The 20553-nt window shown below is 65.7% G+C and carries 19 protein-coding genes and 1 pseudogene; 13 read left to right on the top strand and 7 right to left on the bottom strand.

Features of this window, described 5'->3' with window-relative positions:
• Nucleotides 1-32: 32 nt before the first annotated feature.
• Nucleotides 33-311 (top strand): hypothetical protein, encoded by a 279-nt coding sequence (locus NGM15_RS10950; protein WP_253430704.1) that lies wholly within the window; start codon nt 33-35, stop codon nt 309-311.
• Nucleotides 312-323: 12 nt separating this feature from the next.
• On the opposite strand, the gene NGM15_RS10945 is transcribed toward NGM15_RS10950, so the two are convergent.
• From NGM15_RS10945 to NGM15_RS10935, 3 genes are all read right to left on the bottom strand, one after another.
• A complete protein-coding gene (locus NGM15_RS10945) occupies nt 324-2294 on the bottom strand; it encodes an AMP-dependent synthetase/ligase (protein ID WP_253430703.1) in 1971 nt (656 codons plus the stop codon).
• Nucleotides 2295-2449: 155 nt separating this feature from the next.
• Nucleotides 2450-4477: an AMP-dependent synthetase/ligase gene (locus NGM15_RS10940; RefSeq protein ID WP_253430702.1), complete on the bottom strand. Its 2028-nt coding sequence runs from the start codon at nt 4475-4477 to the stop codon at nt 2450-2452.
• Between the two features lie 167 nt (nt 4478-4644).
• The gene (locus tag NGM15_RS10935) at nt 4645-5100 is read right to left on the bottom strand and encodes a universal stress protein (protein WP_253430701.1); all 456 of its coding nucleotides are present in this window, start codon (nt 5098-5100) and stop codon (nt 4645-4647) included.
• A 115-nt stretch (nt 5101-5215) separates the two neighbouring features.
• On the opposite strand from NGM15_RS10935, the gene NGM15_RS10930 reads away from it, so the two are divergent.
• From NGM15_RS10930 to NGM15_RS10915, 4 genes and pseudogenes are all read left to right on the top strand, one after another.
• Entirely contained in the window at nt 5216-5956 is a 741-nt protein-coding gene (locus tag NGM15_RS10930; RefSeq protein ID WP_253430700.1) for an SDR family NAD(P)-dependent oxidoreductase, read from the top strand.
• Nucleotides 5957-6267: 311 nt separating this feature from the next.
• Nucleotides 6268-7170: a hypothetical protein gene (locus NGM15_RS10925; RefSeq protein ID WP_253430699.1), complete on the top strand. Its 903-nt coding sequence runs from the start codon at nt 6268-6270 to the stop codon at nt 7168-7170.
• A gap of 223 nt (nt 7171-7393) precedes the next feature.
• Entirely contained in the window at nt 7394-8713 is a 1320-nt protein-coding gene (gene glmM, locus NGM15_RS10920) for a phosphoglucosamine mutase (RefSeq protein ID WP_253430698.1), read from the top strand.
• Nucleotides 8701-8922 (top strand): annotated as a pseudogene (locus NGM15_RS10915) (phosphoglucosamine mutase); the annotation flags it as partial. The gene glmM and the pseudogene NGM15_RS10915, both read left to right, overlap by 13 nt.
• A 71-nt stretch (nt 8923-8993) precedes the next feature.
• Here the strand turns inward: NGM15_RS10915 and NGM15_RS10910 are convergent.
• Nucleotides 8994-9155, bottom strand: coding sequence for a hypothetical protein (locus NGM15_RS10910; RefSeq protein ID WP_253430697.1), 162 nt, complete (start codon nt 9153-9155; stop codon nt 8994-8996).
• Between the two features lie 238 nt (nt 9156-9393).
• Here NGM15_RS10910 and ddfA point away from each other — a divergent pair, with 238 nt between their 5' ends.
• Complete coding sequence (gene ddfA / locus NGM15_RS10905; RefSeq protein ID WP_253430696.1) at nt 9394-9735, top strand: DdfA family disk-determining factor; 342 nt, start codon at nt 9394-9396, stop codon at nt 9733-9735.
• Between the two features lie 56 nt (nt 9736-9791).
• On the opposite strand, the gene NGM15_RS10900 is transcribed toward ddfA, so the two are convergent.
• Nucleotides 9792-10718 carry a class I SAM-dependent methyltransferase gene (locus tag NGM15_RS10900; protein WP_253430695.1) on the bottom strand — a complete coding sequence of 309 codons (927 nt, stop codon included), beginning with the start codon at nt 10716-10718 and terminating at the stop codon, nt 9792-9794.
• A 203-nt stretch (nt 10719-10921) separates the two neighbouring features.
• Between NGM15_RS10900 and dnaG the strand changes: the two genes are divergently transcribed.
• Nucleotides 10922-12265, top strand: coding sequence for a DNA primase DnaG (gene dnaG / locus NGM15_RS10895; RefSeq protein ID WP_253430694.1), 1344 nt, complete (start codon nt 10922-10924; stop codon nt 12263-12265).
• Nucleotides 12266-12356: 91 nt separating this feature from the next.
• On the opposite strand, the gene NGM15_RS10890 is transcribed toward dnaG, so the two are convergent.
• Nucleotides 12357-12599, bottom strand: a complete 243-nt coding sequence (locus NGM15_RS10890; protein ID WP_253430692.1) for a DUF7533 family protein — start codon at nt 12597-12599, stop codon at nt 12357-12359.
• A 119-nt stretch (nt 12600-12718) separates the two neighbouring features.
• Here NGM15_RS10890 and NGM15_RS10885 point away from each other — a divergent pair, with 119 nt between their 5' ends.
• A complete protein-coding gene (locus tag NGM15_RS10885) occupies nt 12719-13345 on the top strand; it encodes a riboflavin synthase (protein WP_253430690.1) in 627 nt (208 codons plus the stop codon).
• A 24-nt stretch (nt 13346-13369) separates the two neighbouring features.
• Here the strand turns inward: NGM15_RS10885 and NGM15_RS10880 are convergent, their stop codons facing one another.
• Nucleotides 13370-14380, bottom strand: a complete 1011-nt coding sequence (locus NGM15_RS10880; protein WP_253430689.1) for a PrsW family intramembrane metalloprotease — start codon at nt 14378-14380, stop codon at nt 13370-13372.
• A gap of 120 nt (nt 14381-14500) precedes the next feature.
• Between NGM15_RS10880 and NGM15_RS10875 the strand changes: the two genes are divergently transcribed.
• The 5 genes from NGM15_RS10875 (at nt 14501) to NGM15_RS10855 (ending at nt 20543) form a co-directional block, all read left to right on the top strand.
• Nucleotides 14501-14755 (top strand): hypothetical protein, encoded by a 255-nt coding sequence (locus tag NGM15_RS10875; RefSeq protein ID WP_253430688.1) that lies wholly within the window; start codon nt 14501-14503, stop codon nt 14753-14755.
• Nucleotides 14756-15039: 284 nt separating this feature from the next.
• Complete coding sequence (locus tag NGM15_RS10870; protein ID WP_253430687.1) at nt 15040-15417, top strand: DUF7532 family protein; 378 nt, start codon at nt 15040-15042, stop codon at nt 15415-15417.
• A complete protein-coding gene (locus tag NGM15_RS10865; RefSeq protein WP_253430686.1) occupies nt 15414-16886 on the top strand; it encodes a ribonuclease FAU-1 family protein in 1473 nt (490 codons plus the stop codon). Before NGM15_RS10870 ends, NGM15_RS10865 begins: the two co-directional genes overlap by 4 nt.
• A 253-nt stretch (nt 16887-17139) precedes the next feature.
• On the top strand, nt 17140-18759 hold the full coding sequence (pheS, locus tag NGM15_RS10860) for a phenylalanine--tRNA ligase subunit alpha (RefSeq protein WP_253430685.1): 1620 nt from the start codon (nt 17140-17142) through the stop codon (nt 18757-18759).
• Nucleotides 18759-20543 (top strand): tRNA ligase subunit PheS family protein, encoded by a 1785-nt coding sequence (locus NGM15_RS10855; protein WP_253430684.1) that lies wholly within the window; start codon nt 18759-18761, stop codon nt 20541-20543. Before pheS ends, NGM15_RS10855 begins: the two co-directional genes overlap by 1 nt.
• The last annotated feature ends 10 nt before the right edge of the window (nt 20544-20553 follow it).

Genomic DNA, 20553 nt, shown 5'->3' with positions numbered 1-20553 from the left:
AAACACCTGTGGCAGCAGGAGCGAGGTGTACCATGGTCCTCCAGCGATTGAACCGGTACGGATACGCCGTCCTCGGCTGTCTGATCGCCGCACTCGCGTCGGTGATCGCGGGTGTGAGCGAATTCGCCTGGGCGTTTCTCGTTCTCTCCGGCGTGGTCCTATGGCTGGCTCTGACCCGGAACACGCGCTCGGATTCGGGGGGCGTCTATCCCCACGATCGCGAACCCAACTCGGAGGCGGAAGAAGAACGGACCCGTACCCGCGAATCCGAACTCGAGGGCGACAAGGCGAGAGGGGGTGGACTGGGGTAGTCGCGTTCCCGCTCAGTCGGCCGCCTCGGCTGGTCGATCGGACGCGCGCTCGGGATAGATGTCCGCCACCTCTTCGTCGAATTTCTCGAGGATTACTCGGCGCTTCTTCTTCATCGTCGGGGTCAGCATCTCGTTTTCTTCAGTGAACTCCTCGGGGACGAGCTGGAAGCGCTTGATCTGCTCGTGTTTCTCGAAGTTCTCGTTCACCGCGTCGACCTCCGCCTGGACGAGGTCGTGAGCGGCCTCGCTGTCGACGATACGTGCGTCGTCCTCGAGTCCGAGTTCGTCCCGGAGGTACTGGAAGTTGGGGACGATGAGCGCGCCGACGAACTTCTCGCCGTCGCCGACGACCATGCACTGTTCGACGACCTGGCTCTGAGCGAAGCTGTCCTCGATGGGGGCGGGAGCGACGTTCTTCCCCGTCGAGAGCACGAGCATCTGTTTCGAACGCTCGTGGAAGACGAGGTAGCCGTCGGGCCGAATAGTGACGATGTCGCCGGTGCGGAACCACCGTCCCTCGTCGTCCTCGACGAACGCCTCCGCGGTCTTCTCGGGCTTGTTCCAGTACCCTTCCGCGACCTGTGGCCCCTTGACGAGCAACTCGCCGGTTTCGCCGATCGCGGTGTCGGTGCTCTCCTCGGGGACGACGGTCTCGTCGACCTTCAGATCGGTGTCGACGAGGGCGGGGCCGATCGTCCCGATCTTGGGCTCTTCGGGCGGATTGGTCGTGACCACGGGGGCAGTCTCGGTCAGGCCGTACCCCTCGTAGATGGGTAGGCCCATCCCGTGATAGAGCGTGCAGAGCTCGGCCGAGAGGGTGCCGCCGCCGCTGACGAGCATGTCGACGTTGCCGCCGAGAGCCTCCTTGACCTGCGAGAAGACCAGCCTGTCGGCGACCGTCATCTTCAGCTTCAGGCCGGTTCCGGGACTGTCAGCGCGGTAGTACGCCCGGCTGACGTCAGTCGCCCACTCGAAGATGCGCTCCTTGATCGGCGATTCGCTCGCCTGTTCGCGGATGGCGTCGTAGATTTTCTCGTAGACGCGGGGCACGCTCGTCGCCGTCGTCGGCGAGACGAGTTGAAAGTCCTCTTTGAGCGTGTCCGAACTCTCGGCGTAGGCGACGCAGGCTCCGCTGGCGAACATCAGGAAGTGTCCCGCGGTGCGCTCGAAGACGTGTGCCAGTGGGAGGAACGATACGCTTTGTGTGTTGCTGTTGATCGAGGGGGTCCCCGCCGGTTTCCCCGGACGCGGCCCGAACCGCCGGTAGGTCTGGTTGACGTTCGCCCGGAAGTTCCGGTGGGTCAGCTGCACGCCCTTCGGCTGGCCGGTCGTCCCGCTGGTGTAGATCAGACTCGCCAGGTCGTCCAGCGTGCGCTCGGCGAGCCAGCCCTGGTAGATCTCCTCGTCGTAGGCTTCGTCTCCACGGGCGTAGACGTCGGCGAGCGTGTAGACGTCGTCGCGGTCGTCGTACGTGCCGGAGAGGTCGTCCATGGAGACGATGAACTCGAGGTCGAGGTCCTCTTCCACCTCCAGGACGCGCTCGAGCAGTGCTTCGTTCTCGACGACGACGCTCGTCGCACCCGGGTCGTCGAGCAAGTAGCGGACCTTATCGGGCGACGAGTTTCGGTAGACGGTGGTGACCACCGCGCCCGCCGAGAGCAGCGCGAAGTCGGTCTGGGCCCACTCCATGCGTGTCCCGGCGAATATGGCGACGCGATCACCGGCGTCGACGCCAAGGTCGCGAAAGCCGGTCGCGAGTCGCTCGACGATCGCCCCCATCTCGGCGTAGCTGAGCACCGCGTAGTCGCCGTCGGGTGCGGGATCGACCACCGAACCTGCGAGCGAGCGGTCGTAAATCCCGCCCTTGTAGCGCTGGGCTGGTGCGTCCCTGTTTCGCTCGACCGTCTTCGCAAACATCTGGCCCAGCGTGTCAACATCGAGCACGTCATCCTCGAACTGGCGTTCGGATTCCCTCCATCCCATGGTATGGTTCCTCAATGCACATGACCCCTCTTGAACTATTCGGCTGTTCAGAGTGGTATAGGCGGTGACGGTACTCGAGCGACAGCGGACGGCGCTCAATCGGCGGCGGACGGCAGAACGAGACGAGGTGGGGTCGGGAACGTCGAAACCCCCCGTCAGGCGTCGGCGTAGAGTTCGTCGACTCGGTCGTCGAAGCGCTCCAGGATGACCCGGCGCTTCTTCTTCATCGTCGGCGTCAGCATCTCGTTGTCTTCGGTGAACTCGACGGGGACGAGGCGGAACTGCTTGATCGTCTCGTGTTTCTCGAAGTTCTCGTTCACCGCGTCGACTTCCTCGCCGACGTAGGATCGAACGCGCTCGTCCGCACAGATGGCCTCGGCGTCCTCGGGGAGGTCGATTCCCTCGCGGTCAGCCCACTTGCGGACGTGCTCGACGTTCGGGACGACGAGTGCGCCGACGAACTTCTCGCCGTCGCCGACGACCATGCACTGCTCGACGACCTCGCTGGCGGCGAAGGCGTCCTCGATGGGGGCGGGGGCGACGTTCTTGCCCGTCGAGAGCACGAGGATCTGCTTGACCCGCTCGCGGAACTCGACGTAGCCGTCCGGACGCAGGTGGACGATGTCGCCGGTGCGGAACCAGCGGGCTTCGTCGTCTCCGTAGTCGTCCTTGTCCTCGTCCTCGTCCTCGGCATCGCTCTCGCTCTCGCTCTCGTCCTCAACCTCGGCCTCGAAAAACGCCCGGTCGGTAGCGCTGGGTTTCTCCCAGTAGCCGTCGGTCACGTTCGGTCCCCGAACGAGCAACTCCCCGACCTGGCCGGGGTCATCGAAGACGTCCTGGTCGGCGACGGACTCGTCGATGCGAAGCGTGACGTCAGGCAGGGCGGGACCGATCGTCCCGATTTTGGGTTCCTCGGGCGGATTGACGGTGACCACGGGGGCGGTTTCGGTCAGGCCGTACCCCTCGTAGATGGGCAGGCCCATTCCGTGATAGAGCGTGCAGAGGTCCTTCGAGAGGCTCCCCCCGCCGCTGATGAGGAGTTCGACGTTGCCGCCGAGGGCTTCCTTGACCTGTGAGAAGACGAGTCGGTCAGCGAGGGCGTGTTTCGCCCGCAGGGCCGGCCCCGGCGCCTCCGCCTCGGCGTACTCGACGCCGACGTCGGTCGCCCAGTGGAAGATCCGTTCCTTGATCGCGGATTCGCTCGCCTGTTCGCGGATGGCATCGTAGATCTTCTCATAGACCCGCGGCACGCTCGTCGCCGAGTTCGGCCGAACCGCGCTGAAGTCCTCTTGCAGGGTGTCGGAACTCTCGGCGTAGGCGACGCAGGCCCCGCTGGCGAACATCAGGAAGTGTCCTGCGGTGCGCTCGAAGACGTGAGCCAGGGGCAGGAACGAGACCGTCTGCGTCGATTCGTCGATCACCGGTAAGTTGGGAGACTTGTCCGGACGCGGCCCGTAGCGCTTGCGAATCTGGTTGACGTTCGCCCGGAAGTTGCCGTGGGTCAACTGCACGCCCTTCGGCCGACCGGTCGTCCCGCTGGTGTAGATCAGACTCGCCAGGTCGTCCGTCTCGGGTTCGTCGATCCAATTCTGGTAGGCCTCGAGGTCGAACGTTTTCTCCCCGCGCGCGTAGACGTCGGCGAGGGTGTGGACGTCGTCGCGGTCGTCGTAGGCGCTCGAAAGCGTATCCATCGAAACGATAAACTCGAGATCGAGGTCGTCTTCGACCTCCAGGACGCGCTCGAGCAGCGCTTCGTTCTCGACGACGGCGCCCGTCGCACCTGGGTCGTCGAGCAGGTACCGAACCTGGTCGGGCGACGAACTACGGTAGACGGTGGTGACCACGGCGCCGGCGGAGAGTAACGCGAAGTCCGACTGCGCCCACTCCATGCGGGTGTCGGCGAAGATGCCGATCCGATCGCCGTGATCGACGCCGAGGTCGCGAAAGCCAGCCGTAAGTTTCCGGACGACGTCGCGCATTTCGGCGTACGAGATCGCGCGGAAGTCGCCGTCGGCGGCCGCCCGCAACACGTCATCGGTGAGCGAGCGGTCGTAGACCCCGCCCTTGTAGCGCTGCGCTGGGCGATTGGGGTGTCGCTCGGCGGCATCCTCGAACAGCCGACCCAGGCTGGTCGTGTCGATGACCGCGTCGTCGTACTCGCGTTCTGCGTCCCGCCAGTTCATATGCTCGTGGCAAGGACTCACGGGCGATAAAACGTGAGGGAACGCGTTTCACGTGACGGGCGGTTTATTCGGCACTTCGAGCGACAGGGGCGAGAACGGCAGAGTATATCGTCATCCTGGGCGGTCGCTCGCGGTCCGAAATTGGCATTCGATCAGTCGGGACTCGATCAATCGGAACTGCGGACGAACGTCACGGGACACGGCGCCGAGAGCAAGACTTCCTGGGCGGTCGAGCCGAAGACGGCCTTCCCGGTCGGGGAGCGTTTTCGCCCGCCGACGACGACGCGGTCGGCGCTCACGTCGGTTGCCAGATCGACGATTGCCTTGCCGTGGTCGCCCACCGAACCGCGAACCTCGTAGCTCACGCCCGCGTCGTCGAGCGGCTGTCGCAGGTCTCGGATAGTGGCGTGGCGTCCGGCGACTTCGTTCGGGTCGACCTCCTTGACGTCACGGTCGAACGAGAGCTGGTCTAAGACCTTTTCGTACTCGTCGTCGGTGAAGACGTGAGCGAGCACGACCGTTGACTCTGCGGGCGCTGCGACTTCGATCACTGCTTCGGCGAGTGCGTCCGTCCGTTCGGCATCACCCGGACCAACCGCGAGCAGGATTCTTTCGAGCGTCATATTCAGTACGTATACCGTCCACGACCTTAAGCGTTCATACTCTTACTCGACTTTGAGTAAAAATCCCCAACTACCGACCCCGGCGACTTTTCGTGCTCCTGAGCGAGGATGGGATATGGACGACCCAGACCTCACCGGCCGTACCGCAGTGGTCACCGGCAGCGCTCGCGGCATCGGTCGAGCGTTCTTGCTTGCACTGGCTGAACGCGGCGCGAAGACGGCTGTCCACTATCACACCAGTGACGCGGCCGCCCGCTCGGTCGCCGACGAGGCTCGAGACCGCGGCGCCGAGGCCGTCACGACGGTTCGCGGCGACGTGACCGACCCCGGAAGCGTCGACGAACTGTTCTCGAGCGTCGAGGACGACCTGGGGACCGTCGACGTACTCGTCAACAACGTCGGCGACTTCGCGCCCACCCACTGGGCCGACATCGAGTTCGAGACCTGGGCCCGCGTCCTGGAGACGAACCTCAACGGCACCTACCTCTGCTCGAAGCGCGCCCTCCCCGGCATGCGCGAGAACGGATTCGGCCGCATCGTCAACCTTGGCAATGCCTCGAGTGAGAAGGGACTCGTCAACCCGGTGAACTTCCCGTACTTCGTCGCCAAAGCGGGCGTGATCATGTTCACGCGGATGCTCGCCGCCGACACTCAGGACGACGGTATCACCGTGAACGCCATCTCGCCGTACGTCGTCGAGAACTCCGACGCGTTTCCCGAGGAGATTCCTCGAGGGCGTCCTGCCAGTTTCGACGACCTCGTCCGTCCGCTCCTGTTCTTCGTCGACCCGGAGAGCGACTACGTGAGCGGTCAGAACCTCGAGGTCGACGGTGGGTGGCTCCCGGAGACGGTCTGACGGTGGGTGGCTCCCGGAGACGGTCTGACGGTGGGTGGCTCCCGGAGACGGTCTGACGGTGGGTGGCTTCCGAAGACGGTCTAGCGACTGACGGCTCCCGGAGACAGTCTGACGGCTGTCGACTCGAGCGACGCGCCACTCGATTCGACCTTGTTCGCACGTCGTCACTCGAGCCTCGGCAAATGCCCGTAATCGGTCCCTCGAACACGGCTTTCCCCGTCGATGAACTCGACTATGGAGTTGTTATATGGCGACCAAGGAGACTTATCAGGGTTATAATGATATGACGGAAACCGATACCGACGTCCAAGATGCAGTTCAGAACACTCGCTGTGGTCTGCGTCGTCCTGCTCGTCGCCCTCTCGGGGTGTACGTCCCTCGGAGGGTTCGGAGCGGGCGACTCGCCGGAGGAGACACAGCCCGATGTGGAGGATCCGTCGGAGAACACGTCAGAGACCGATACTACCGGGGACGATTCGTCGAACGAGAGCCAGGACGCCGAAGACGACTCGGACGGTGACGGTTCCACCGAGGACGCGAACGGTGGCGGTTCCACCGAGGATCGGGAAGACGACGAATCGACCCAGTCCAGGTGGTCGCCGCCACAGCAGCCGAACATGCCGCTCGAATGGAAAGACGAGAACTCGACCCGGATCAAAAGTGTCGAGTTCGTCGACAAAGTAGAGGCGGAAAACGGCGAGGGCTACTCGGACTTCAACATCGAGATCGTCGCCAACACGAGCATGGAGGACGTCGACCCGCCGGAGTACGGTGACGTCGTCGGTGAGCCGTACTTCTTCGTCAAGATTAACGAAGGGAAAGGCAATCGAAAGATCGTCGAGCGCACCGGTCAGGTCGAGATGACCGACAACGGGACGTTCCACATCGAGGTCCGGCCTGGCGGTCTCGAGGAGTTCGGCGAAAACGAGCGCCTGACCGTCGAGGTCTTCCTGATGGACAAAGACAAACAGTACGACGACATCTACGGTGCCGTCGCCAAAAACATTCACTTCAACCCGGATGTCGAGTCAGATTCGAGTGAGGAGACGGACGAGACCGAGTCTGACGAGCCAGACGATTCCAACGAGAGTGACGAGACAGAGGGCACCGACGACGCTAACGACACCGACGATACCAACGACTCCGAAGAATCGAACGACACCGACGACACCAACGACACCGACGACACCACGAAAAACGAAACCAGCAACTGACGATCGGTTCGCTCGAAACCGTATCCTCTCTTCGACTTTCTTCGACCGTAGCGACGAACGCCTCCCGGAACGTATTCTCGAGCGCCGTCAATAGCCGTCGCTCTCGACTGGTCCAACCGACATCCAATACTGTCGATTAAAATCTCTCGAGCGCCAGCAATAGCCGTCGCTCTCGACTGGTCCAACCGACAGTATAACGTAACCGTACGTCACACTCCTCGCTATGTTCGGAACGAGCGGTATTCGCGGTGCCGTGGGTGAGGAAGTCACGGCCGAACTCGCGCTCTCGGTTGGCCGAGCGGTCGCCTCCGAGGACTACGAGCGGGTCGTCCTCGGCCGCGACGCCAGGGAGAGCGGCAGGGTGCTCGGCCGGGCGCTCGAGGCCGGCCTCCGTGAGTGCGGCGCGGACGTCGTCGACCTCGGACTCGCAGCCACGCCCACCGTCGCCCGCGCGGTCGGAACACTCGAGGCCGACGCAGGCGTTGTCATCACGGCCTCACACAACCCGGCAACTGACAACGGAATCAAGCTCTGGACGCCCTCCGGAAAGGCGTTCGGGCCCGACCAGCGAGACGCGATTTCAGCCCGCATCGAGCGGGGGGACTACGACCTCGCAGGCTGGGACGGCCACGGCACCGTTCGCGCGTACCAGGACGCCACAGCGGACCACGCCGACGCCATCCAGGACGCCGTCTCGCTCGAAACGCCGCTCTCGATCGTGCTCGACCTCGGGAACGGCGCGGGGCGGGTCACTGCGGACGTGCTCGCCGACCTCGGGTGTACGGTCACGACGCTCAACGGCCAGCCCGATGGCTCGTTCCCCGGCCGGCCGAGCGAACCGAACGAGGAGACCCTGGAGACGCTGCTCGAGACGGTCGCCGCGACAGACGCGGATCTCGGCATCGCCCACGACGGGGACGCCGACCGAATGGTTGCGGTCGACGAGACGGGGAGGTTCGTCCCGAAGGACGTCCTGCTGGCGCTGTTCGCCCGGGAGGCCGCGGGCGAGGGTGACCGGGTGGCTGCACCGGTGGATACCAGCCTGACCGTCGACGACGCGCTGGCCGACGTCGGTGCGACGCTCACGAAGACGCCGGTCGGCGACGTCTACGTGGCCGAGCGGGCGACCGACGCGGACGTCGTCTTCGGCGGCGAACCCAGCGGCGCCTGGATCTGGCCCGCGGAAACGCTCTGTCCGGACGGTCCGCTCGCGGCCGCGAAACTCGTCGAACTGGTCGCCGAATCCGGCCCACTCTCGGCACTCGTCGACAGCGTCGACACCTACCCCATCCGGCGGGATTCCCTCGAGGTCGACCAGAAGGGCGCCGTGATGGACGCAGTCGGGGAGTCGGTCCTCGAGCGCTACGACGACGTCGACACCCTCGATGGCGTGCGTGTCGACCGCGGCGACGGCTGGTTTCTGCTCCGGGCGAGTGGTACGCAGCCGTTGATTCGGGTTACCGCCGAAGCGCGGTCTGCCGACCGGGCGGACGAACTCCGGGCGGAGGCGATCGAGTTGCTCGAGGCCAGAAGGGCGCCGTGATGGACGCAGTCGGGGAGTCGGTCCTCGAGCGCTACGACGACGTCGACACCCTCGATGGCGTGCGTGTCGACCGCGGCGACGGCTGGTTTCTGCTCCGGGCGAGTGGTACGCAGCCGTTGATTCGGGTTACCGCCGAAGCGCGGTCTGCCGACCGGGCGGACGAACTCCGGGCGGAGGCGATCGAGTTGCTCGAGGCGGCGGAAAGCTGAGACTGGGACCGAGACCGGGACTGGGACCGAGACCGGGACTGAAACTGGGACTGGTTTTTGCCCTCCGGCGTCTACGCGAGCGCGCTGTACGCCAGGTACGCGAGCGCGACCACCACGGCGAGGATCACGAGGCTGACGACCGCCGAGACGATGCCGACGACGACCTCGAGGACGACCCAGAGGACCACGAGCGCGAGCAAGCCGAGTCCGGCGAGGCGGAGGAGCGAATCCATGCGGTACCCTTTCCAGTCGGCGACTATGAACGTTGCGTCCGTCCCCAATGCACTACCGGCCCTCGAGACTCCACGAAACGCCGTATGTGCCCTTCTCATTCGCACGAGCGTCGACTCGTCGTATCCTCGCGCGCTCTCCTCGAGGACGCGGTATCGTGACGTCGTTTCGAAAGATTGTACTTAAAGGATCAATATAATCAGCACCAGAGACATGGGGGCGACTCGAGTGGATGGCTGTATGGATTCCGCTGACGATTCGCTCCCTCCATCCGCGACCGTCGATCGAACGAAACGCACGCACACGGAATCGTTCGATCCGACGGAGGGGCCGGTCGAGACGATCGTCGACCTGGTTGCCGCGGCTTCCGGGCGGTCGCTGATCGAGATGCCGCCAATCTACGAGGTCATCGACCCGGACGCGCTAAACGCGCTGTTCCGTCCACGAAACAGCGGCGCCGACCTCGAGGATCGGGTCTTCGAGTTTACCTACGAGGGGTACCACGTGACTGTTCACGGTGATGGCCGGGTCCGTCTCACCGAACCTACCAACCCCGCGAAGGTGACGGAGCCGCTCGAGTGAGCAAGGCTGATACTATTGCTTCTATAGTAAAATAATTCAACAACAATAGTGAGCGGTCAGGCTCGGGCGACTGCCAGGATGTGATTCGACCAGTCGACAACGGCAGGATCAGTTCGCAGGCCGCGAACGGCTTCGGTGACGGCCTCGACCGCGTCCGGCTCGAGGTCCGCCAGGTCCTGTCGCTCGCCGACGTTCGCCGCGATTCCCTCGAGTCCGACCAGCGCGCCGACATCGAATCCGGCCGACTCCAGGACGGCCTCGAGTTCCGCGGCCCGGAAGAAGTGACACGCGGTGAAGCCGGGTTCCTCGAGGTGGGCGAGGTGCTCGCGGGCGAAGTCGGCGTCGTAGGTCCCACTCTCAGCCATCGCTGGGACACCGGGAACGTACTCGGCGGAGCGAACGAGGTTCTGGAGGACCGCGAGTCGACCCATGACGGAGACGAAGACGGGGCTCTCGGGTCGGGCGACGCGGCGGAGTTCCGCGAGCGCCCGCTCCCGGTTGGCCTCATCGGTAAGATGGGAGAGCGGCCCGCCGGTACAGCAGACGGCGTCGAAGCGCTCGTCGGCGAACGGGAGCGCGCGCAGGTCGGCGCGCTCGACCGTCACGCGGTCGGCGACGCCATGTTCGCGGGCCTTCGCTCGAGCGAGTTCACACTGACGGCGACTGCGATCGACGAGCGTCACCACGTAGCCGCGCTCGGCGAGCCAGACGGCGTATCTGCCCGCGCCGCCGCCCGCATCCAGGACGCAGCCCGAGTTCGGCAGGTACCGTTCGAGGTAGGTCGTCGTCCCCTCGAACTCGAGGTGGCCGCCCAGGGTCGCCTCGAGGCGGTCCCACTCCTCGTAGCCGTACTCGTCGTAGTAGCGCTCGGGGTCGAGCGACGACAGGTCCTGCGCTCGAGTGCGGTCGTCGTCGTGGTCCGAACGTTCGCCGCGCTCGCACCGTTCGGCGCCCGAATCGGAGTCCCGCGTCTCCTCGCTCATACGTTCTCTCACGCCGACGTGCCCATCAAGGCAATGGTGGTGTGGCACTGTGTATCACTCGAGAGGCGACGTCACGGCTTGGCAGACTCCCCTTCGAGGCGAACGTGCCGGTCAACAGGTATTTGCCGTCGAGCGCCTATATACGAGTAAACGGTCTACAGCGCGATGTTCGCGCCGCAGGTCCAACACGGGCCGGATCTCCCATGGAAGACACGTCAAAATATCTCATTCGGGCGAACGTCATGGCCGACGGGGTGGTCGAGCGTAGTGACGTCGTCGGCGCCATCTTCGGCCAGACCGAGGGCCTCCTCGGCGACGAACTCGATCTTCGGGATCTTCGCCAGTCGGGAAAAGTCGGTCGTATCGACGTCGAAATCACCAGCACTCGCGGAACGTCGCAGGGTCACCTGACGATCGCGACCAGCCTCGACAAGGTCGAGACCGCCACGCTCGCGGCCTCCCTCGAGACGATTACCCGGGTCGGCCCCTGCCGAGCGAATCTCGAAGTCGGCGACATCGAAGACGTCCGCGCGGCAAAGCGCAAGGACGTCGTCGAGCGGGCGAAGGAACTCCTCCGAACGGGCTTCGACGACTCCGTCATGTCCTCAGACGAGATCCTCGAGGAGGTTCGCGAGTACGTCCGCGTCGCAGACGTCACCGAGTTCGAGGGGCTGCCAGCCGGTCCGCGGGTCGCCGAAAGCGACGCCATCATCGTCGTCGAGGGGCGGTCGGACGTCCTCACCATGCTCAAGTACGGCGTCAAGAACGCTATCGCCGTCGAGGGGACGAACGTGCCCGACGCGGTCGCAGAACTCACTCACCACCGGACGGTGACGGTGTTCCTCGACGGCGACCGCGGCGGCGACCTGATATTCGAGGAACTCTCCCAGGTCGGCGACATCGACTACGTCACGTTCGCCCCGGCGGGGACCTCGGTCGAGGACCTCGACCACACCCAGCTGTTCACGGCCCTGCGAAACAAGGTCCCCTTCGAATCCGTCTCCGGGGCGAACGAACCGCGGGACGCCATCGCCGCGACCGACGGTAGCCAGACGCCCGCGCCGCCGGCGAGTCCTAAATCACCAGCCGATGGGCCGGCTCAGCCCGACTCGAGTCCAGGAACCGAGTGCGATTCGCCGTCGCTCGAGGGAGACGTCGACGACGGCTCGGCATCGAATCGAAGCACCGGACCCGCTCCCGAATCCGAGGCGGCGCCCACCGATTCTGCGGAGCCGCAACCGCGAACCGTCTACGACCACGCCACCGAGGTGATCCGAAACGGAAGCGAGCGCGTTCGCTTCCTCGATGCCGACGGCGAGATCCTGGAGGAGGGCGAGACGAGCGACGCCCAGGCGTTGCTCGAGACGGCTGATCCCGATTTGGTTTCGACGATGCTCTTCGATGGGATCGTGAGCCAACAGCTGCTCGACGTCGCTGCGGACGCGGGGGTCGACCGTCTCGTGGGGCGGTCGCTCGGACAGTTCACGAAGCGGCCGACGGGCGTTCGCGTGTACGCGATCGACGACGTGGCGGAGTCTGCTCCCTGACACTCCCCTCTCCTGGTCGGTGTTCAGTGTCGGCGTCGATGTCGACGTTAGCCGACGCGTTAGGCTGAGGCGCCCGTCCGATCTGCGTCCGTCACTCCTCCGATTCGTCGGGATCCCGAACCGCTTTTCCGGCCACTCGACTCGCGACCATCCCCGGAACGTCGCCGGGCGTCGTTAGATAGTGGTCGATGACCACCAGCATGATCGCCAGGGCGACGAGTGCGCCGCCGACGAGCGTGTTCCCCCGCAACGCCAGTTCGAGTCCGGCGAGTCCTGCAGGGATGGCGAAGACGAGGATACCGGCGAGTTTGATCGTGTCGATGAGGCCACCCATTGCGGGTGTATTCGTCGGGAAGCGGGAAAAACACGACGACTACGCTCGAGCATCATAACGAATGTGGAACGCGTTACAGATTCGGAACGTATTTGGTCGCGAGTGCGCGAATCTCGAGCATGTTCACCGGCATCGTCGAAGAGACCGGGAAAATCGTCGACCGAACCGAGACGGACGAAGGTCTGAGGCTCCGAATCGGTGCGGACGAGGTCGCCAGGAACCTCGCACACGGGCAGTCGATCAGCGTCAGCGGCGCCTGCCTGACCGTCGAAGCGTTCGACCCCGGTACCTGGTTCGAGGTCTTCCTCGCCAGCGAGACCGTCGAGCGAACCTACCTCGGTTCGCTCGCAGTCGGAGACGCGGTCAACCTCGAGCGAGCGATGCCCGCCGACGGTCGCTTCGACGGCCACGTCGTCCAGGGGCACGTCGACGGCGTCGCGACTGTTCGCGGCGTAGAGTCCGTCGGCGACGACTGGTTCTTCGAGTTCGACCTCCCCGAGGGTTACGACCGCTACGTCGTCGAGAAGGGGTCGATCACCCTCGACGGCATCAGCCTCACCGTGGCCGACCTGACCGACGACGGCCGGGTGACGGTGGCGATCATCCCGACGACCTACGACCTGACGACCCTCTCGGAGAAGTCCACGGACGACCCCGTCCACCTCGAGGTTGACGTCCTCGCGAAGTACGTCGAGCGGTTACTCGAGGGGCACCTCGAGCGCGACCGCCTCGCGGCCCCGCAGTAGCGGGATGGCGTCGAGGCCGCGTGCTCACCGCTGACCCGGTTCGAACTCCGTCATCTCGGCGCCGTGGTCGTCGCCGTCGTCCCGGACGGCGCGGTAGGTTCGCCGGTAGCGGCTGAGTTTCCGGTAGAGGTAGAAGGCGGCCAGCCCGTCGTAGACGACGACGTAGACGATCACTGCGAGCGCGGGCCCCAGTCCCCAGAACGCGGCGATCACCGGCGGGACGATCTGTACGGTGACGTTGTACGTCGCGTGGATGAACGAGGCGACGAGTAGCCCTTTGACGACGATGGGGCCGGCGTTCGTCGGATTGAACTTCGCGAGACCGAGGTAGTAGCCGGCGATGGCGGAGTAGATGACGTGGCCGGGGCCGGCGAGCGCGCGGGTCGTCGTGATCCCGCCCGCGGCGGCGAACAGGCTGGTCTCGGCACCGACGGTGCCGACGGACTGGGTGATGTAGAGGGCGTTCTCGATGGCGGCGAAGCCCAGCCCCGCGACGGCCCCGTAGACGGCGCCGTCGATGACGGCGTCGAAGGAGTCGCTCCGGTAGGCGAAGACGCGCACGGCGAGGAGTTTGACCGCCTCTTCGACGGGGCCGACGATCAGGTAGAAAAAGAGGATCGTTCCGACGATGGGAACCGGCCGCAGGAAGGAGCCAGCGAACGTATTCGTGACGGCGGCGAACGTGGCGAAGAGGACGGCCAGAACGAACGTGCTGACGAGGAGCGAGAGCGGTTCGCTCGTGGTGATGTCGGCGTACCAGATGTACGCGGCGAGGAACGCGGCGGGGACGACCGAGAGTGCGAAGAACGCGCCGATGAGTGGCTCGTCGAGAACGAGAAACGTGGGCGAAGCCAGGAGCGAAATCGTGATCAACAGGGCGACGGCGAGAACGATGGCGTGGAGTCCGTAACTGATCGCGGCGTACAGCCAGGCGGCGAAACGGTCGAGTCGCGAGCGAGGCTCCCAGGTCGAGACGTCGTAAAGGTCGGCCGAGGATCCGGCCGCTCGTTCGATCGGGTCGCGCTTGCTGGCCATATCCACCATACACGAGCCAGCAATCAAATACGTTCGTGGGCACTCGTTCCTTATATGGCATTATATGACAATAGGTGTTTAAGGATCGGCTTTATGCGGTATGCGTTTCATCCCTTCACCATGACTCGACCCACCCGTGGAGTCCTCCTTACGTCGCCACCCTCCCCGGAGGACACAACACACGTACGAAACCTTCCGCCGGCGATCGCCGGCACACTCGAGAAAGAGGCCAAACGACTCGAGGACGAACCTGAACCCGAAACCAAATCCGAACGCATCGAACCCGAACAACCCGACGCCGACCCGACGCCGACGACGTCTCTGCCGTCCGATCCCACCTATTCTTCGCTGACCGGCGCTCACGCCGACGACTGATTTCGACAGCGAGCAGTTGCTGCCAACACCGCCGTCTCGAGCCGTTGCCGCCGTCACCGCCGACTCGACCTCTCACCATCACCGCCGTTTCGACCTCTCACCATCACCGCCGTCTCGACCCGCTGTCGTGTCCGTCGCAAAGGTCGCGCCCACCGATAGCGCCGAATCAGCTCTCGATGGCCGTGACCCCAGCGTCCGATGCTCGCCCCGAAATCTCGCTCACTCGAGTCACCGTTCGCCGCGAACCCACAATCCACAAACGCTCCCGGTTCTAACCGTCGCCCATGCACTTCGACCAGCGAACCCAGCGGGCCCTGCGTGAGGTCGGCCTCGAGACCGACGACCTCCGGCGAGCCTCGGAACTCGTCGTCGAGGCCGTCGACGCAGACGCTGCGACCCTCGAGTCGTTCTTCGAACGCCACGACACCGTCTACTCGGACCTGGACATGGCCCACTCGAGCGCCGAGTACCCCGAACACGCCGTGGAGGGCCTCGACCTGACCACCCACGCCGCCGAGATGCGCGGCTGGCTCCGATTCGACACCTGGGGCGTCTACGTCCAGGACGGTCGGGTGTTCGACGAGGAGTACGTCGAACTGACGCTCGGCCCCTCGGTCAACGACCGGGTCCGATTCGCGGCCGACCGGGAGACGCTCCGATGAGGGAGGGGGGTAGCGGTACCGACGGGTCGGCCGATCCAGGTACCGCCGTCGACGCTCGTGTTCGCGTCCGCGGCATCTACACCACCGCCGTGACCCAGCGCTTGCTCGAGGCCGGGCACACGGTCGTCCAGGCCTCGGAACCAATCCGTGCGCGATTCGAGACCGACTTCCCGACGGCGCCCGCCGACGTTCGAATCGAGACGACCCGCGACCGCCAGGGACTCGAGGTGTCGGGCGACCCCGACTGTGTCGACTGCGTGCTCGAGCACCTCGATTCGCTGGCGCTCGACACGTTCGGCTGGGCGGATTCCGTCCCTCGGGGAGCGGTGTTCGACGGCGCGGTCCACGAGGCCGACGGCGGCCGCGGCGCTCCCGTCTCTCTCGGCGACGGACGACGAGGCTACCTCACGTACGATGACGTCGACGGCTACGTCGACGCTGGCGACTGCTACCGCCTGCAGGTTCGCGAGCCGACGCCTCCGTGGGACGACGACGCCCCTCGCCTGACACCGGGACTCACCGTCGAGGGCGGCCTCTGTACACTCTCCCGGAAGCGAAACGGCGTCGGCGCCGATTTCGACGGGGCGCGGGCCGAGGAACTCGTCGGGATGACGGACCTGCTCTCGATTGCGATTCCGGAGGGGTGGGGCCTCCGGTGGCACCGCAGCGCCGTGGACGCCGACCTGGAGGCGATGACCGCAGCCCTCGAAAACGCGGTTTCTCGCGCCCAGACGCTCGAGTCGCGTCTCGAGGAAGTGCCCGAGGAACCCGGCGACCCCGCCCGTCTCGCCGACCCACAGGCGACCGCCTGGCTCTGGTTCGGCCGCGAGTCCCGGTTCGCCCTGGACGAGGTGCGACGAACTGCCGAGACCACGATGGTCGGCCACCACCGGATCAAGGCCGGCGACCGGTCGGCGAGCGCGGCCGTCGACTTCGCCGAGGCCGTCGCCAGCCCGACGGGCGAGGAGGCGTTTCCCTTCGCCGCCGTCTCCCGCCAGTTCGGCCCGACGACGGGCGACCGCCTCGCGCTCGGCCACGGCAAGCCCGACGGTCGACTCATCACCCTCGGAACGGGCGAGGTCACCGACTGGAGCGAGGACGGCAGCCTGACCCTCGAGCGCGCCATGCGCGGGGGTGGGATCTACGACGCGCTCGAGGTGCCCATCCAGGACGGCGACGTGGCGATCACCAAACTCAAGGAGGGGCGCTGGTGGTATCCGACGACGTACAAGGGTGCCGACGGAACCACGAAGGGCACCTACGTGAATGTCTGTACCCCCGTGGAACTGTTCTCTCACAGCGCCCGGTACGTCGACCTCCACGTCGACGTGATCCGGCGGGCCGACGGGTCGGTGTCGGTCGTCGACGAGGACGAACTCGAGGCCGCCGTCGCCGACGGCCAGATTTCGTCGGAACTCGCCGAGAAGGCCCGCAGCGTCGCTGCCGCGGTCGAGCGGGCGCTCTCTTGACCACAACGCTTTTGGCGCAACTCGCCGCAGTAGCGGATATGGCACCCGAATCCCGACCGCGTGCCCGCATCGACGCCCAGCCGACCAGCCGCCGCGCGGGATTCGGCTTTTTTACCCGGTAACCGGCCGGTGGACCCTCGGAGGCGACGCTGATCTCGCCCGCGGGACGAAACCGGTCGGAGGACGTCCCGACCGCTGGGGCCGCGACTTCGGAACCGCTAACTGACCGACACCCAGTCATACGAGCAAGCGAATGCACCTACCCACACCACAGGCCGCGGTCGTCCAGGCCGCGAGCGCAGACGAGGCACGGAGCGTCGACGCCCTCGCCGACGCGACCGACCTGCCCCCCGAGACCGTCACCGGCGCGGTTTTCGAACTTCAGGAGGCAGGGCTGGTCGCCGTCAGCGAGTGGGTCGACGAAACGATCGCCCTCACCGACGAGGGTCACGAGTACGCCACCGACGGCCTCCCCGAGGTGCGCCTCTACGAGGCCGCCCTCGCGGCCGGGGCCGACGACGAGGCCGTCGAAATGGGCCGGGTCATCGGCCAGTCCGGGCTCGAGGGCCCCCAGGTCAACATCGCACTGTCGAACTACGCGCGCAAGGGCTACGGCGTGATCGACGGCGGCGAGATCACGGCCGACCCCGACGCTGACCCCGAATCGGACGCCGAGGCGGGCGCGCTCGAGGCGCTGGCCGATGGCCACAGCAACGGCGACGCCGACGGCGACGCCAACACCGACGCCGAAACGGCGACCGCCACCCTCGAAATCGACGAGGACGTCCTGGAGCACCTCGAGCGGCGAGGCCTGCTCGAGCGAAGCGAGTCGACCGTCCGCGAGGCGACGCTCACCGAGGCGGGCGTCACCGAGCTGATGGCGGGCATCGAGACGGCCGAGACGGTCGGTCAGATCACCCCCGACCTCCTGACCAGTTGGGCGAAGCAGGGCTTCGCTGACCGTTCGCGCGGCCAAGGGCCACGCGAAGACGGCGACTGGCGCGACGCCGAGTTCACCGAGTACAACGTCGAGGCCGACGCGGCGCCCGTCGACGGCGGCAGCGTCCACATCTTGCGCCAGACCGCCGAACGGGTCAAGGACACCCTCGTTGGGATGGGCTTCCAGGAGATGGACGGTCCCCACGCGGACGCGGACTTCTGGATCAACGATTGCCTGTTCATGCCCCAGGACCACCCGGCGAGAACGCACTGGGACCGGTTCGCCCTCGAACACCCGACCCACATCGACCACCTCCCAGAGGACCTCGTCGAACGCGTCGAACGCGCCCACCACGAGGGCGTCGGCGAGGACGGTGAGGGCTACAACTCGCCGTGGGACGAGGACTTCGCGCGCGCCATCGCGCTTCGTGGACACACGACCTCGCTCTCGGCGCGATACCTGTCGGGCCACCAGATCGGCGACCTCGAGCCACCACAGCGGTACTTCAGCGTAGAGAAGGTCTACCGGAACGACACGCTGGACCCGACCCACCTGCTGGAGTTCTTCCAGATCGAGGGCTGGGTGATGGCCGAAAACCTGTCGGTGCGGGACCTGATGGGCACCTTCGAGGAGTTCTACGCCCAGTTCGGAATCACGGACATCGAGTTCAAACCCCACTACAACCCCTACACCGAACCGTCGTTCGAGCTGTTCGGCACGCACCCGACCACGGGCGAGATGGTGGAAATCGGCAACTCGGGCATCTTCCGCGAAGAGATGCTAGAACCGCTGGGCGTCGAGTGTGACGTGATGGCTTGGGGGCTCGCCCTCGAGCGCCTGCTCATGTTGATGTACGGCTTCGAGGACATCCGGGACATCCACGGGACGCTGTGTGACCTGGAACTGCTGCGCGAGACGGAGGTGACCTACTGATGCCCACGGTCGAAATCGACCCCGACGAACTGCGCGAACTGACCGGCCACGAGGAGAAAGGCGACGACGACCTCAAATCGGATCTGTTCGGCCTCGGCCTCGAGTACGAAGGCCGGACGGACGAGGGGGAGTTCGAACTCGAGTTCGCCCCGGACCGCCTCGACCGGCTGTCGGTGGAGGGCGTCGCCCGCTCGCTTCGGTACCAGTACGGCGATTCCCGCGGCGTATACGTTCCGACGACGAACGCCCACGACTGGACCATCGTTGTCGACGACTCCGTGCCCGACGAGCGCCCGTACGTCACGGGCGCGGTGATCCGGGACGTCGACCTGAACGAGGCGGCGCTGGAGTCGCTGATCCAGCTCCAGGAGAAGCTTCACGCGACGATGGGGCGCAAGCGAGCGAAGGGAGCTATCGGAATTCACGACCTGACGATGTTGAAGGGGAGCGCGGCGACCGAGGGCAACCCCACCATCGAGTACGTCGGCGTCGAACCCGACGAGGACCGCTTCGTGCCCCTGGACTCGGATAAGGAACTGACGCCCGCCGAGGTGCTCGAAGAACACCAGACGGGCAAGACGTACGCCGACCTCGTGAGCGAATACGAGCGCTACCCGGCAATCTACGACGACCTGGGCCAGTTCTCGTTCCCGCCGGTGATCAACGGCCGCCGGACGGAGGTCTCGACGGACTCTCGAGACCTCTTCGTCGAGATGACGGGCACCGATCAGTGGACGATCGACCGGATGCTCAACATCGTCTGCTACGCGCTGTCGGCCCGCGGCGCGACGGTGGAGGAGGTTGCGGTCGAGTATCCAGACCAGCGAGTCGTCCGGCCCGACTTCTCGACCAAGACCAAGACCGTTCCCCACGCTCGCATCGAGTCCATCCTCGGGATCGACCTCGAGCCCGAGCAGGTGGTCGACCTGGCCGAGCGGTCGGGGCTCGAGGCCGAGCGATCCGATCGGTTGGAGACCGACGGACCGGCGGCTGGCTCCACGGCTGGCTCCGCGGACGGCGAAGGAGACGAGAGCGACGAACACGAGAGCCTCACCTACGAGGTCACCATCCCGCCCTACCGCGTCGACGTCCTCCATCCCCTCGACGTCATCGACGACCTCGGGCGCGCTTACGGCTTCAACGACCTCGAACCGCGCTACCCCGACGTGGGGACCATCGGCGGCCGCCACGAGCGCTCCCGCCTCGAAAACGCCGTCCGAACCCGACTGGTCGGCCTCGGCTTCCAGGACCTGCTGAACTTCCACATGATCAGCGAGGCCGAGAACTTCGAGCGCATGACTCTCGGACCCGACGACGACGCCTACGGCGCGGGTGAACCCGCGACGATCAAGGGGCCCTACAGCGAGGACTACACGATGCTGCGCACCTGGATCACGCCCTCGCTGCTGATGGTCCTCGAGAACAACACCCACCGCCGGTATCCCCAGGACCTGGCCGAAATCGGGTTCGCCGCGCGGGTCGACGACGCCGAGAACACTGGCGTCGGCGAAGGACGCTACGTCGGCGCCGTCCTCGCCCGCTACGACGCCGCCTACGAGGACGCCAAGGCCCGCCTGCAGGCACTTGTCCGGAGCTTCGGCGGCGACCTCGAGACGCCGCCAACGGAGCATCCATCGTACATCCCCGGTCGAACGGCGGCCGTCGTCATCGACGGCGAGGAGGTCGGCGTGATCGGTGAGGTACACCCAAAGGTCCTCGTCGAGCACGACCTGGAGGTCCCCGTCGCCGGTTTCGAGTTCGACCTCGAGGCGCTGGCGGAGTGAATCGCCTCGA

Origin of the sequence: Natronosalvus halobius (assembly GCF_024138145.1) — an archaeon.
In the GTDB taxonomy this organism is placed as follows: Archaea; Halobacteriota; Halobacteria; order Halobacteriales; family Natrialbaceae; genus Natronosalvus; species Natronosalvus halobius.
This window is presented reverse-complemented; position numbering and strand designations above follow the sequence as displayed.

Excerpts from the sequence above, each read along its gene's own strand:
- NGM15_RS10875 (WP_253430688.1), top strand. The coding sequence starts at position 14,501 with ATGACTCGACCCACCCGTGGAGTCCTCCTTACGTCGCCACCCTCCCCG.
- NGM15_RS10855 (WP_253430684.1), top strand. The coding sequence starts at position 18,759 with ATGCCCACGGTCGAAATCGACCCCGACGAACTGCGCGAACTGACCGGC.
- ddfA (WP_253430696.1), top strand. The coding sequence starts at position 9,394 with ATGGATTCCGCTGACGATTCGCTCCCTCCATCCGCGACCGTCGATCGA.
- NGM15_RS10870 (WP_253430687.1), top strand. The coding sequence starts at position 15,040 with ATGCACTTCGACCAGCGAACCCAGCGGGCCCTGCGTGAGGTCGGCCTC.
- NGM15_RS10935 (WP_253430701.1), bottom strand. The coding sequence starts at position 5,100 with ATGACGCTCGAAAGAATCCTGCTCGCGGTTGGTCCGGGTGATGCCGAA.
- NGM15_RS10865 (WP_253430686.1), top strand. The coding sequence starts at position 15,414 with ATGAGGGAGGGGGGTAGCGGTACCGACGGGTCGGCCGATCCAGGTACC.
- NGM15_RS10880 (WP_253430689.1), bottom strand. The coding sequence starts at position 14,380 with ATGGCCAGCAAGCGCGACCCGATCGAACGAGCGGCCGGATCCTCGGCC.
- NGM15_RS10945 (WP_253430703.1), bottom strand. The coding sequence starts at position 2,294 with ATGGGATGGAGGGAATCCGAACGCCAGTTCGAGGATGACGTGCTCGAT.
- NGM15_RS10930 (WP_253430700.1), top strand. The coding sequence starts at position 5,216 with ATGGACGACCCAGACCTCACCGGCCGTACCGCAGTGGTCACCGGCAGC.
- NGM15_RS10950 (WP_253430704.1), top strand. The coding sequence starts at position 33 with ATGGTCCTCCAGCGATTGAACCGGTACGGATACGCCGTCCTCGGCTGT.
- glmM (WP_253430698.1), top strand. The coding sequence starts at position 7,394 with ATGTTCGGAACGAGCGGTATTCGCGGTGCCGTGGGTGAGGAAGTCACG.
- NGM15_RS10890 (WP_253430692.1), bottom strand. The coding sequence starts at position 12,599 with ATGGGTGGCCTCATCGACACGATCAAACTCGCCGGTATCCTCGTCTTC.
- NGM15_RS10940 (WP_253430702.1), bottom strand. The coding sequence starts at position 4,477 with ATGAACTGGCGGGACGCAGAACGCGAGTACGACGACGCGGTCATCGAC.
- NGM15_RS10900 (WP_253430695.1), bottom strand. The coding sequence starts at position 10,718 with ATGAGCGAGGAGACGCGGGACTCCGATTCGGGCGCCGAACGGTGCGAG.
- NGM15_RS10885 (WP_253430690.1), top strand. The coding sequence starts at position 12,719 with ATGTTCACCGGCATCGTCGAAGAGACCGGGAAAATCGTCGACCGAACC.
- pheS (WP_253430685.1), top strand. The coding sequence starts at position 17,140 with ATGCACCTACCCACACCACAGGCCGCGGTCGTCCAGGCCGCGAGCGCA.
- dnaG (WP_253430694.1), top strand. The coding sequence starts at position 10,922 with ATGGAAGACACGTCAAAATATCTCATTCGGGCGAACGTCATGGCCGAC.
- NGM15_RS10910 (WP_253430697.1), bottom strand. The coding sequence starts at position 9,155 with ATGGATTCGCTCCTCCGCCTCGCCGGACTCGGCTTGCTCGCGCTCGTG.
- NGM15_RS10925 (WP_253430699.1), top strand. The coding sequence starts at position 6,268 with ATGCAGTTCAGAACACTCGCTGTGGTCTGCGTCGTCCTGCTCGTCGCC.